The sequence below is a fragment of the Lentzea jiangxiensis genome, assembly GCF_900104175.1.
Lineage (GTDB): Bacteria > Actinomycetota > Actinomycetes > Mycobacteriales > Pseudonocardiaceae > Lentzea > Lentzea jiangxiensis.
The window spans coordinates 20,089-32,553 of sequence record NZ_FNIX01000026.1 but is presented as its reverse complement, the minus strand read 5'-3'; the positions used below and the strand labels follow the sequence as shown (position 1 = coordinate 32,553).

Sequence of the window (12,465 nt, the reverse complement as noted above, 5' to 3'; positions counted from 1 at the left end):
GGACGGTGATCAGCGTGCAGAGGCCCGGACCGCGCGGTCAACCAGCTTAGGGGAACCCCTACCCGTGCTTAGGGGTGCTCGGCAACGCACCGTCCACTGAGGACTGAAGAAGGTGGGTGACGGTTCTCGCCACCGCGTCGGCCAGTGGAACCCGGGCCCGCCACCCGGTGGCCAGGGTGAAGCCGGCCGGGTCGGCCACGAGGCCGCGGAAGTCCGACGCGGTGGCGTACGGCGGTGGCGGCACGGACCGCACCGGCACGGCCGGGCGACCGGTCAGCTCCGCGACGGTGGCCGCGACGAGCTCGAACAGCGCGCGCACCTCCACCCCGGCACCCGAGCCGACGAGCCACGCCCGTCCGGCCAGCCGGTCGGGGTGTGCCACGGCCGCTGCGAACGCCTCGGCGACGTCCTCGACGAACACCAGGTCGCGCTCCACGTCCCCGGCTCCCCACACGGTCAGCGGCTCGCCGGAGAGCGCGCGCCGCGCCATCGCGGTCACCACGCCCCGGTCCGGGGAGCCGGTGGAGGGGCCGAACACGGTGGGCAGCCTCAGGGAGCAGCCGCCCGCATCGAGCACGAGCCGTTCGGCGGCGCACTTCTGCCGGTCGTACTCCGACTCGGGGTGGTCGGTCTCGGTGCCCTCGATCCGCTCCGGCGCACCCGGCCCCACCTGCGAGGTGGAGCCGGGGAACACGACGGTCCCCCGAGCCGCGTCCACCACCTCGGCGACGATGCCGACGTTGACCCTGGCGGCGTCGGCCGCGTCGCCGTCGGCGACCCGCCAGGTGCCGCCGCCGGTGAACAGCACCAGCGGCAGCACCACGTCCGCGCCCGCGACCGCGGCTGCCACCGCGCCGGGCTCGGTGAGGTCGGTCGCGACGACCTCGGCCGGGAACGGCGGCACGCCGGGGTCGCGTGCCACCACCCGCACCCGCGCGCCCCGCGCCGCCATCCGTGCGGACACCGCGGAACCCACGAACCCCGACCCGCCGAGCACCGCGACGAGCGTGCCGGCCAGTTCCCCCTGCACGCTCACACCACGTGGACGTCGGGCACGTACAGGATCCACTTGCCGCCCGCCTCCCGGAACGCCTCCTCCTTGGCCATGATCTCCGCGGCGTGGTTCCAGGCGAACAGCAGCGCGTAGCCGGGGTAGGGGTCGGCGAAGGCGGCCGGCGGGCGCACCGGGATGCCCGAGCCGGGCGCCAGCCTGTGCTGCTTGGCGGGCGTGGTGTCGCTGATGAACTCGACCAGGTCCGGTCCGATGCCGCAGAGGTTCGTGACGGTGGCGCTCTTGGCGGTCGCGCCGTAGCCGACCACCCGCTCTCCCTTCGCCTTCAGGTCCTCCAGCAGCGCCACGAGGTCGGTGCGGATCGCGCGGACCCGGTCTCCGAACCCGTCGAGGACGGCGCGGTCGTGCAGGCCGCGCGCCTGCTCCTCGGCGAGCAGGGCGGCGACGGCCGCGGAGGGCGTGCGCGCACCGGGCAGGGCCAGGGTGTACCGGACCTCGCCGCCGTGCACCGGCAGGCGTTCGACGTCGACCAGCTCCAGGCCGTGCCGGCGGGCCATGGCGTCCACGGAGGTGGCGCTGAACAGGAAGAAGTGCTCGTCGTAGATCTGGTCGAACGAGGTCTGCTCGACGATGTCCCCGAGGTAGGGGTCCTCGAACACGAACGCCCCACCGGGCTTGAGCAGCGCCACGACGCCGCGCAGGATCGAGTCCGCGTAAGGGATGTGGCAGAACGTGTTCGCGGCGTACACGAGGTCGGCCGGACCGTCCTGGTCGCGGATGGACAGCGCGGTGGACTCCTCGAAGAAGTCCTTGCGGACCCGCACGCCCGCCTGGGCGGCCAGGTCGGCGACGGCACCGGACGGTTCCACGCCCAGGTGCCGCACGCCCGCCTCCGCGACGGTGCGCAACATGGTGCCGTCGTTGCAGCCCAGTTCGACCACGAGCGGGTCCTCGCCCGCCAGCTCGGTGCTCAGGAACCGCTCGGCCAGGGCGCGGAAGTGCTCGCGCATCACCGCGGACCCCTGGGACAGGTAGGGGTAGTCCTGGTGGAACATCTTCTCCCTGGGCACTTCTTCCATCAGCTGCACCATCGCGCAGTCCGCGCACGCGCCCACGGCGAGGCGGTAGGTGAACTCGACGGAGGTGTCCTCGGGCAGCCGGAACGCGTCGGACAGCGGCTGGGAACCGAGGTCGAGGAACTCGGTGACCGTCCCGGCACAGACGCGGCAGGGGGACTGGTTGGGCATCGGCGGTTCTTTCTGCTCGGTCTGCTCGGGGTGGTGCACAGGTCAGCCTCGGGCTTCGAAGGCACGAGGGGCGGCGCCGGTCCGTGGGGACAGGCGGTGCGGCAGGTCCGCCCGGCTGCGCATGCCGAGCTTGCGGTAGACCCTGGTGAGGTGTTGCTCGACGGTGCTGACGGTGATGTAGAGGATGCCGCTGATCTCGCGGTTCGTGTGGCCCTTCGCGGCGAGCTCGGCGACGCGCAGCTCGGAGTCGCTCAGGACCGATCGCCCGTCACCGGCGTCGCCGTCCCCCCAGTCGACCGGGATGGGCAGGGCGCCGGAGAAGGACGCCTTGGTCTCGGCCACCGCGATCCGGGACAGCTCGCGGGCCTCGGCGTGCTCGCCCGCGGTGTCGAGCGCTTCACCGAGGTCGGACAGGGCGCGGGCCAGCTCGACCCGGTCACCCGCCCGCCGCAGGTGCCGCACGGCCTCGCGCAGCAGCGCGGGTCGCTCGGCCGGCTCGCCCGCGGCGGCGAGCACCCGCAGCGCCGCGCCGCGGGTGCGGCGGTCCCCGGCCGGCAGCAGCATCTGCTCGCTGATCAGCTCGCGAGCCGCCTCCGTGCGGCCGAGGGTGAGGTTGGCCTGGGCGAGACCGCAGCGCCACGGCGCGAGCACCGGCAGGTCGACGTGCCACTCCCGCATCCGGGTGCCGCAGTTCTGGAAGTCGCTGATGGCCGCGAGCACCCGCCCGACGGCGAGGTTGCCGTTGCCGCGGGCGTGCAGGTAGCGCAGGCCGGCGGCGGTGGCGAACATGGCGTCGGGCACGCGCAGTCGCATCACGTCGGCGATCACGCGGTGCCGGCCCAGCGCGGTGTTGGCCTCCATCAAGACGGCCAGCGGGTAGCCGATGGACAGGCCCCAGCCCTGGTGCGGCAGCAGGGCGAGTGCGGTTTCGGCGCGTGCGGCGGCCACCACCACCTCTCCGCGCCGCAGGTCGATGTCGGCTCGGACGACCTCCAGGATCGCCTGCCAGGTCACCGCGCCACCGCGGACGGCCTCGGCGGTGAGCCGGTCGCACCACCGCTCGGCCCGGTCGGGGTGACCGCTGTGCACCAGGATCAGCAGGGCGGTGAGCACGACCTCCAACGACATGTCGCCGAGCCGGCAGCTCCGCAGGATGTGCTCGGCGCTGGCGATGGCGTCGGGGTGGAACTCGGCGGTCCAGAAGGTGCCGATGGCCTGAGCCGCGGCCACCCACGGGTCCGCGTCAGCCACCACGTCGGCGGCGACGGCGGTCGCCTGATCGAGGCCGTGGAACCACTGGCAGACGATCCGCAACTCGGCCGCGCTCTGCGCGTCGAGCATGCCGGGGTTCTGGTCGAGCACGGCGAGCGCGCGCACGGCCGTTGCCTCGTCCCCGATCCACAGCGCGTGGTGCACGACGGTCATGGCGTCCCGGCCACGCAGCTCGCCCGCCCACATCGCCTCGTGCAAGGGGTCCATGTGCACGACGGCGGCGGCCGGGTTGACCCGCCACAGCGCTCGGACCAGAACGCTGGTGATGCCCAGCCGCTCGTCCGGCTCGACCACGGGCAGCGCGGGTTCCAGGTAGCGCACGGCCGCCGCCACGTCGTCACCCATCAGCGCCTGTTCGGCGGCGATGCGCAGCACGGCGACCGGCCAGCCCGAGGCGATCCGGTCGGCGGCCACGAGGTGGTCGGCCACCACGGCCGCCGCCGCGCCGCGCTGGTAGAGCAGTTCGGCGGCGCGGGCGCGCAGCCGCACCCGTTCGGTGCCCGGCGTGCTGTCGAGAATCGCCGCCCCCACTCCCGGGTGGCGGAAACGACCGTCGAGGAGCAGGCCGGCGGCGGTGAGCACGTCGACCGCCTGCTCGACGGCCTCGGGCGTGGTGCCGGCCAGCCGGCCGAGCAGGACCGGGGTGCGCTCCTCGCCGAGCACGGCGATGGCGCGCGCGACCTCGAGCAACCCCGCTTCCCAGCGGTGCAGGCATTCCAGCACCGCGCGCTTGAACGCGGGACCGACCTGGTCGGGACCGGTTTCGTGCCCGGCGTCCCGGTCTTCGGCCAGGGCTCGGACCAGCATGGGGTTGCCGCCGCTGACGGCGTGCCAGGCAGGCGCGAGCGCCTCGGGATCGGGCACCCGGTCGCGCAGCAGTTCGGCGATGCCGCACACCGACAGCGGTGCGAGCCGGATGCGGTGGTGTGGCCGCCGGGTCAGCTCGGCGTGGAACAGCGGCAGGGTCGGCTGCGGCTGCTGCCACTCGGCGAGCACGACGACCACCCGCCCGGCCCTCATCCGCCGCCGCAGGTAGAGGATGAACTGAAGCGAGGAACTGTCGGCGAATTGCACGTCATCCACGCACAACACGACCGGGCGTTCGCGCGACAATTCGAGAAGAATCTGACACAATTCGTGCACGGGCCGCACGTAAGAATGATGGATTCCCCGCACGTCCGCTCCGGAGTCGTTCACGGTCGCGGCGATCGGTGTGATGAGGTGGGAAACGCGGTCCGCTATTTCCGGTGGCAGTCCGGCGCCGTGGAACAACTGGTCGATGACGCCTGCCTGCAGGGGTTGCTCGGCCGGTGAGCCGGTCGCGGTCAGCAACAACGCCCCCGAGGCGGCGGCGTGCCGCTGGAACCGCTGGAGCAGTTCGGTCTTTCCGCAGGCCAAACCACCACTGACCAGCGCGAGCCTACCCGGCCCCGCTGAGCACCCGGCGAGCAGGCCGACCAGTTCAACGAGCGCATCACCATGGTCCGTCGGCACCAACCGTCCAGTTCCCTCCAACATGGCCACCGATGGTCTTTCCACTGCCCGCACCCCCAGGTGGACGTTTTATAGCACGGCTTCCCGACTTGTCGAGAGCCTCTGGCGCCACCTCCCGCGAACAGCGGTCAAACGTCTTACTGCGGCTTCACGGGGCTATTGGAATTACGAATACGAATTCGAGCGGCCGCGTCTCAACAGGTGCCGAACGGATCAACCGGTTCGGCCGAATCGCCGACTGCCGCACCTCGGGCACGCGATGCCGGAAAGTTCCATAGCACAGCCCGGACGGCGCATCATCATGTTGATCGCAGCCGTGTCGCAACCGTAGCCGCGCCTCCACGGCGGCCCACCGGGGTGCCGCACGCCGGACCCCGTCCTGGCGACGTCCGGAGCGTCCGGGCCACCACGGGGATCCACGACGGGCCTCGGTCGCGGTCGGCGGGTTCCCGGACCGATGGAGGACAAATGACATGGGTAACCGATACATCGCCGGAACGGTGAATCTTTCCCGCGAACCGGACATAACGCCGATATGCAGATTTCGGTGCCCCGCGACGTGCAATCGATCATGTCGTCGTGGTGGCGTCAGCGCCTTTCCGTCCACAGAGGCTTTCCGGAGAACGACGCCTCCCGCAACGCCTGTCCAGTCATGATCTGTTCGCCCGGTCGAACTGCGGACGGCAGGTCGGCGTCGCCGGGAAGCGGGAGCGCGCAGTCGCGCAGGCGAGCGAGGTGGCGCCGGCGACCTCGCGCTGCGGCGGCGGGAGCTGCCGAATCGCGTCGCTGAGCTCCGACTGCTCCGCGAGCTTCGCGAACGAATCCTCGGGTGCCTTTTGCGACTGGCTGGTCGGACGCGTGCGCAAAGATGTTCTGAGTCTCAAGTGGACAGTCCATTCGCGACACATTGACGCGCTGGGCAGCCGTGTGAGGGGCAAGTGAACAGTGTCCGTGTCGACGCCCGTCCACCTCGTCGGATCGCTGCCCCGGCCGCATTGCCCTGTGATCGCGATCCCCGGTGGATCGTGTAGTGGGGCCTGGACCGGTTGGCGCGCGGGGGGACAGCCGTCGCTACGAGGACATGCCCCTGGCGTCGGGTGCCCGGTCGCCGGTTGACACCTTCCGGATCCAGGCGCGGGGCTGGATGCGCACGACGAGCAGTCTGGGCGGAAGTACGTCAATGACAGGCCGAAGTCGGAGCTGGGCGAGATGGTCCAGTTCGAGACCGCCGCTCGGCTCGCGGCATCGGATCGGTTCGCAGATGAGATAGTCATCAAACGCCACCCGCAGGTGGCACGGAAACGCAAACAGGTGCTGAAGTCGACTTGAGCACCTGCCTCATAGGCGCCGTAATTCGCGAAATTTCGGTGTCCGAGGGGATTTGAGTCGCCATATGCAGCAAGCGTGCGCAGTTCATGTGTTCTAGTGCTGCTGGACAGCTTGAACCTGGAATAGAGGGTCAGTCGACACGATTCAAGAAGAGGTCCATCTGCGGCAGGCGCTGTGTGAGCAAGAGTGGCGCTGGAACGAGCGCCGCACCCACCGATCGATTGCTGGTGCGGCACGATCCAGTGTTGATCAACTGCTGGCCATGCCCTTGCGGTGACCCGCGTGATTCGCATGTCAAGGGGTGGTCTACGCGGAACCTCGCCGCCGCGCCGGCTCGGTGGTGAGCCTTCAGGCCGCCTGGAACAGGAGCGAACCACCATTCGCCATGTCAGGGGAGTCGTCGGGGGAGCGGGCGCCCGGGAATCGTCGCAAAATGAATCAAGGATGCCCAAGTGAACTTTGCCAGGCTTCCCCACGACTTCTTCCTCATTGTTCAGGAGCTTGCGGCACAAGAAGGACGGAATCCGCACAGCTGGGCCTGGCTGATAGCGTCGTTCGGGAGATGCCGCCTTCCCAGGCGTGGCCGATCGCAGCCGAGAGGATATCCGAATGACGTCATCCGACGACCTTGCGCGTGTGGTGGTCAACCACCTGTCGACCGCACTCGACGTGCCCGTCGCCGCGATCGCCCTCGACGCACAGCTCACCCATCTCGAGAACGCCAGCTCACTGCGGCTGCTCACCGCGGTCACCGCCATCGAGGACGAGTTCGCCCTCGAACTGGACCCCGACGCCCTGGTGCGGGTGCGGACCGTGGCCGACCTGGCGAGCCTGGTCGAAGCCGGGATCCGCTCCTCCGGGGCGCGCTGACCGGTTCACGACCGCCGTGTGATCCGGGCCAGGAGTCCATGATCGTTCCAGACCGTGGAACGGGAAATGGTCGACATCGTGCGTCCTTCCTACGGTGGGCCGGCGTTCGCGCCGTCGTGACGGCACATCAGGGCGAGGTGGAGGAAAGTCCAATGGGGCTGGAAGTCGATGCGGCCACCCAGTCCGGTTCACAGGCCGGGAAGCCGGGACTTCGCTGGCTCGCGGAAACCCGAGAGCTCCGCACCATGGCGGACCTGCTGCCGGTCCTCGCGCAGCGGACGGTCGGGGAGCTGGTCTTTCCGGAGCTGAACACCTCGCTGGCCCACCGGGAGATCCCGGCACGGGCGTACGGGGTCGCTGCGGAACTGCGCCGCGCGGGTATGGATGACCGGCCCGACCGCCGTGTGGGGATCCTCGCCGCGACGTCGCCGGAGTTCGTCTCCGCGCTCTTCGGGGTGTTCGCCGCGAACGTCGCGGCGGTGCCGATTCCCGTGCCGTCGTTCGCAGCGGGGCTGGAGCCCGCTCTGGAGCGGCTGGACGGACTGGTCCGCAGCGCGGAGCTCCGGTGCGTTCTGGTCGGGCCGCCGTTCGACGAGTTCGGTGCCGCCATCCAGGAGCGGTACCCGGACGTCGCGGTGGTTCGCATCGCCGACTGCGAACCGCTGCCCGAACTCCCGCAGGCCAGGATGCCGAAGCCGCAGGACCTGGCCGTGGTGCAGTTCAGCTCCGGGAGCACCTCCTCGCCCAAGGGGGCGATGATCGAACACGGTGCTCTGGTGGCCAGCGTGCTGGGCACCGCCGAGCGGGGCGGTGTGGAGGACGGGGACGCCGCGATGGTGTGGGTGCCGCTGTTCCACGACTTCGGGCTCGTCACGCTGCTGACCCACCTGGTGACCGCCAGCGACCTGCACATGTTCAGCCCCGTGACGTTCGTCCGGCGTACCGCGGAAACCATCCGGTACTTCGCCGACCAGGGCATCGCGTTCTTCACCGGCCCGAACTTCGCCTACGACCGCATCCTCGACGCGGCCGCGGCCGGGCGGCTCGACGGCATCGACCTCACCGGTTGGAAGGCCGCGATCAACGCCGGTGAACCCGTCGCCTCCACGACGCTGCGCCGGTTCGACGAACTGCTCGGCCCGCTCGGCGCCCGGCCGACCGTCATGACGCCGGGCTACGGTGCGGCGGAGTTCTGCGTGGGAATCTCGCTGCAGCCCGCCGGTGGGGTCGCGAAGACCGTCCACGTCGACCGGGGGTCACTGCAGGACGGCGGCCGGGTGGTGATCCACGACGGCCCACAGCCCGGTGCGGTGCCCGTCGTGTCGCAGGGACCCGCCTTCCCCGGCGTCGAGTTCCGGATCACTGACGGCGGAGGCCGGGTGGTGGACGAAGGGCACTTCGGCGAGATCGAAGCACGGGGGCCGAACATGCTGCGCGGCTACCTCGATGACCACGCCGCCACCGACGCCGCGATCCGGGACGGCTGGTTCCGCACGCAGGACACCGGATTCGTGCTCGGCGGTGAGCTCTACGTCTCCGGCCGGCGAAGTGACATGGTCGTGGTGGCCGGCCGGAACTTCCACGCCCACGACGTGGAGATGGCGATCCGCGACGTCGACGGTGTCTACCAGCGTCACGTGGTCGTCGTGGCGGACGTGTCCCGTGAGCGCATGGTCGTCGTGGCGGAGACGCAGACCGACGACCAGGCGGCCTTGGTCGCCGGTATCCGTGCCCGGATCGCCGATGAGGTCGGTCTGGCCGACGTCGACGTCCGGCTCGTCGCGCGGGGGTGGCTGCCGCGCACCAGCAGCGGGAAGTGGCGTCGTGGTGAAGTGCGCGAGCGGCTCTTCGCCGGCTGCGAGGTGTGAACCGGTGTCCCGCGTCTTCGCGCTGAGTCCGAACCAGGCCGACAACGACTCGATGCTGGCTGCGCTGTCTCGAGGAGATGCGGTTCAGCAGGTGGTGCTGTCGACCGGGCTCCGAGTCTGGGTCGTGGCTCGCTACGCCGAGGCGAAAGCGGTCCTGCTGGACAGCCGGCTGAGGAAGGACCCGGCGACGCTGTCGGATCCCGCACTCCTGTTCGACGGGGGCCGGCACCCCGAGGACGGTTACGCGGTGCTGGGCCGGCACGTGCTGAACACCGATGGAGCCGACCACCGCCGTCTGCGGGAACTGCTCACGAAGTGCCTGGCCCCGAAAGCCGTCGATCGACGCCGCGAGCGGATCGCCGAGATCGTCGAGACCTCCCTCGAGACCCTGGCCGCCTCGGCGGAGCCCGACCTGGTGACCACGTTCGCCGCGCCGGTTCTGACCTCGGTGATGAGCGAGGTCATCGGAATCGAGAAGACCCTTCTCGAGCGGTTGCTCACCGCCGTCCGAACGGTCATCGGAGGAGCGGATCCGCGGAGCGCGGAGGCTCGGGAAGCCGCGGACGCACAGCAACAGCTCATCCTGGCGGCGATCGACGACCACGACCGGTTCCCCGGCACCGACACGCTGCTGAAGCTGGCTTTGCGCGACTACCGGCCCCGCGGCAAGCTCAACCTGGCCGAGGTGATGTCGATGGTCGCCTTGACCGTGTTCGCCGGAACCACGACCTCCACGACACTGCTGGCTCACACCGCCGCTCTGGCGTCCACCCGGGAAGACCTGCTCGAAGCGATCACGGCCGGTCCGGCGTCGTGCTCGGCAGTGCTCGCGGAAGTCTTGCGCCGGTACCCGCCGACGCCGTGCGCGACCTGGCGGTTCGCCGCCGAGGACGTGGAGGTGGGTGGGGTCACGATCCCGCGCGACGCCACCGTTCTCGTGGTCGTCGCCGCCGCCAACCGGGATCCTCTGGCGTTCTCGGACGCGGAACGGCTCGTCGTGCCTCGCCCCGGCAACACCGGTCACATCGGCTTCGGGCACGGCCCGCACTTCTGCGCGGGTGCCCCGTTGGCACTGACCACGGCGAACATGGCGCTCCCCGCGTTGTTCGCGCGGTTTCCGCGGCTGTCCCCCGCCGTCCCGCTCGAGGAGTTGCGCTGGACGACGAACCTGGGTGACCGCACCCTGTCCTCCGTGCCGATCCGCCTTCGACCCGATGAGCGGCCGGTATGAAGGTCGAGCGCACCATCCGGATCACAGCCGCGACGACGTGGTTGCCCGACGCGCGTTACCCGGCGGCGAGTGCCGTCGCGGCGGGAGCGATCACCGCGGAACAGGCCGCCGGGGCGGCGTGCTCCGCGGTGCCGGTCGGCGCAGCGGTGCCCGCCTGGTGGATGGGGTCGCAGGCAGCCCGGCAGTGCCTCGGCGAACACGGGGTGGATCCCGTGGAGATCGACCTCGTCACCTACGCGGGCATGACCCCGGGAGAGGAAGATCCCTGGTCGCCCGCGCACCGGCTCGCCAGGGTGCTCGGCGCCTCCCGGGCGGTCGCCATCGGGCTGGCTCAGATGTCGAACGGCGGAGCCGCGGGAATCGGCTGGGCCGCCACCTTGATGCAGGCGGACGACAGCGTCCGGCACGCGTTGTGCACCACCGCGGGCAACTTCAGCGCGCTCCCGTACGACCGCTGGCAAACGGCTCCTGCCACCGTCTTCGGGGATGGCGCGACCGCCGTTCTCCTGGGCCGCGACGAAGGCCCGCTGGTCATCCGTTCCCTCGGCTCGGCAGGCCGGCCGCTGCTCGAGGAGACCTTCCCGGCCTTCCACCCGTTCCGTCCGCTGCCCGAGCCGGTCTCCGGCCCCCGGGAGGACGCGCTCGGGTTCGCGTCGAACCTGAAGGGATCCCGCGAGGTGATCCAGGAGGCCGTCGGCATCGCACTGGCCGACGCCGGTCTGGGCGACGAGGACACGGCCCGCGAGCGCATCGCACTCGTCTCGTCGAACCGGCTGGGTGCGCAGGTGACGGACCAGGTCGTGCGGCGTGCCCTGCCGCGGGCGCTGCGCGATCGCTACCGCGCGTTCGGGGCGGAGACCGGGCACCTCGGCGCCGGGGACCTGCCGGCGAACCTGGCGGACATCCTGGCGGGTGACCTGCTGGGAGCCGGTGAGTGCGCGCTCCTGATCGGCACGGGCGCCGGGGTGACCGCCGGCGCGATCATCGTCGAACGCGAGTAGCCAGGACGGCGGGGTGGGCCGAATCGAAGTGCGCGCCGCGTTGATCGGCATCGAGCCGGGATCGACGGTTGGCGTCGTCTGTTCTCAGGTGAAGTCGACGACGGCGCGATAACGCACGTTGCCCTTGCGAACCCGGTCGAGTGCCTGCTCGAAGTCGGTCAGCGCGAACATCTCCACTTCGGGCCGGATGGCATGGCGAGCCGCGAAGCCGAGCATCTGCCGGGTCTCCGCCACCGTCCCGACGATGCCTCCCACGATCTCCTTCGCCTCCGACACCAATCCCAGGGCCGACACCGAGATGGGCCGGTCCGGCACGGTGGACAGCACGAAGTCGAACGAGGCGGCCGCCGCCCGCAGGGCTCCTGGCTCCCGAGAGGCGATGAAGCTGGTGGCGCCGAAGCGTTCGGCGTCGGCCTGCTTGTCCTTGGTGGTCGAGATGGCGGTGACCGCCCACCCCCACTTGTTCGAGAACTGGAGGGCGAGGTGGCCGAGCCCGCCGATGCCGACGACAGCGACGCGGTGCGTCGGAAGTACGTCATCGAGTCCACACTGGACGCAGAGACGTTCATAGGTGACGCGCGGTCCGGTCAGGCCGTCGCGGACCGGCGCCGCGTCGAAGAGCTTGCGCCCGAACGAACCGCCGCCCCCGGTGCCGAACGGTTCGCCGGCACGATCAGGAGGGAGCTCACGGACCGGCTGATCATCATCAACGAGCGTCACCTCAAGCCAGTGCTGCGCCGCTACACGCCCGATTGCAACCACCGAGCGCGATCCGATCACCCAAGCGCAGGGCCGCGCGGCAGGTTCGCACGTCGTCGGCGAGTACTGGATGGACTGGTCAACTGGAATCGCACCTGCGGCAGCATGATCCGCAAGTCAGGCCTGCCGGCTCCCGTTCTGGCACCACGCAGGCGGTACGTCGGCGAAGGGGATTCGGGCGTGGGTATTCAGTGTCACCGAGAAATATCGCTGCCTGTACCAGACGGTCCACTGTGATCGTCGCCGACGAGCCCCGGTGGGTGGCCGGGCCTGCGGCGGCGCCCGGCGAGAAGTGGTCGCAGGACGTGCCCAATTCTTGACAGATGCGCTCCCACGAGGACAGTCGTCTTCCCGGTCCTGGGTCGTGCAATCCGCGATCACG

The 12,465-nt window shown here is 70.5% G+C and carries 8 protein-coding genes; 4 read left to right on the top strand and 4 right to left on the bottom strand.

Annotated features, from left to right (window positions below; all coding sequences use genetic code 11):
* Positions 1-58 precede the first annotated feature (58 nt).
* The 3 genes from BLQ91_RS36355 to BLQ91_RS36345 are packed head-to-tail and all read right to left on the bottom strand — an operon-like array spanning position 59 to position 5,049.
* On the bottom strand, positions 59-1,030 hold the full coding sequence (locus BLQ91_RS36355; RefSeq protein ID WP_245734194.1) for an NAD-dependent epimerase/dehydratase family protein: 972 nt from the start codon (positions 1,028-1,030) through the stop codon (positions 59-61).
* A 2-nt stretch (positions 1,031-1,032) separates the two neighbouring features.
* The gene (locus tag BLQ91_RS36350) at positions 1,033-2,259 is read right to left on the bottom strand and encodes a class I SAM-dependent methyltransferase (protein ID WP_090104665.1); all 1,227 of its coding nucleotides are present in this window, start codon (positions 2,257-2,259) and stop codon (positions 1,033-1,035) included.
* Positions 2,260-2,301: 42 nt separating this feature from the next.
* Entirely contained in the window at positions 2,302-5,049 is a 2,748-nt protein-coding gene (locus BLQ91_RS36345) for a LuxR C-terminal-related transcriptional regulator (RefSeq protein ID WP_090104663.1), read from the bottom strand.
* Positions 5,050-6,963: 1,914 nt separating this feature from the next.
* Between BLQ91_RS36345 and BLQ91_RS36335 the strand changes: the two genes are divergently transcribed.
* The 4 genes from BLQ91_RS36335 (at position 6,964) to BLQ91_RS36320 (ending at position 11,324) form a co-directional block, all read left to right on the top strand.
* Complete coding sequence (locus tag BLQ91_RS36335; RefSeq protein ID WP_090104576.1) at positions 6,964-7,224, top strand: acyl carrier protein; 261 nt, start codon at positions 6,964-6,966, stop codon at positions 7,222-7,224.
* A gap of 152 nt (positions 7,225-7,376) precedes the next feature.
* The gene (locus BLQ91_RS36330) at positions 7,377-9,092 is read left to right on the top strand and encodes an AMP-binding protein (protein ID WP_176960150.1); all 1,716 of its coding nucleotides are present in this window, start codon (positions 7,377-7,379) and stop codon (positions 9,090-9,092) included.
* 4 nt (positions 9,093-9,096) lie between these two features.
* Positions 9,097-10,323, top strand: a complete 1,227-nt coding sequence (locus BLQ91_RS36325) for a cytochrome P450 (RefSeq protein WP_176960149.1) — start codon at positions 9,097-9,099, stop codon at positions 10,321-10,323.
* Positions 10,320-11,324, top strand: coding sequence for a 3-oxoacyl-[acyl-carrier-protein] synthase III C-terminal domain-containing protein (locus tag BLQ91_RS36320; protein ID WP_090104570.1), 1,005 nt, complete (start codon positions 10,320-10,322; stop codon positions 11,322-11,324). The genes BLQ91_RS36325 and BLQ91_RS36320 overlap by 4 nt, the downstream gene beginning before the upstream one ends.
* A gap of 84 nt (positions 11,325-11,408) precedes the next feature.
* Here the strand turns inward: BLQ91_RS36320 and BLQ91_RS36315 are convergent, their stop codons facing one another.
* On the bottom strand, positions 11,409-12,044 hold the full coding sequence (locus tag BLQ91_RS36315) for an MDR/zinc-dependent alcohol dehydrogenase-like family protein (protein ID WP_090104568.1): 636 nt from the start codon (positions 12,042-12,044) through the stop codon (positions 11,409-11,411).
* Positions 12,045-12,465 lie beyond the last annotated feature (421 nt).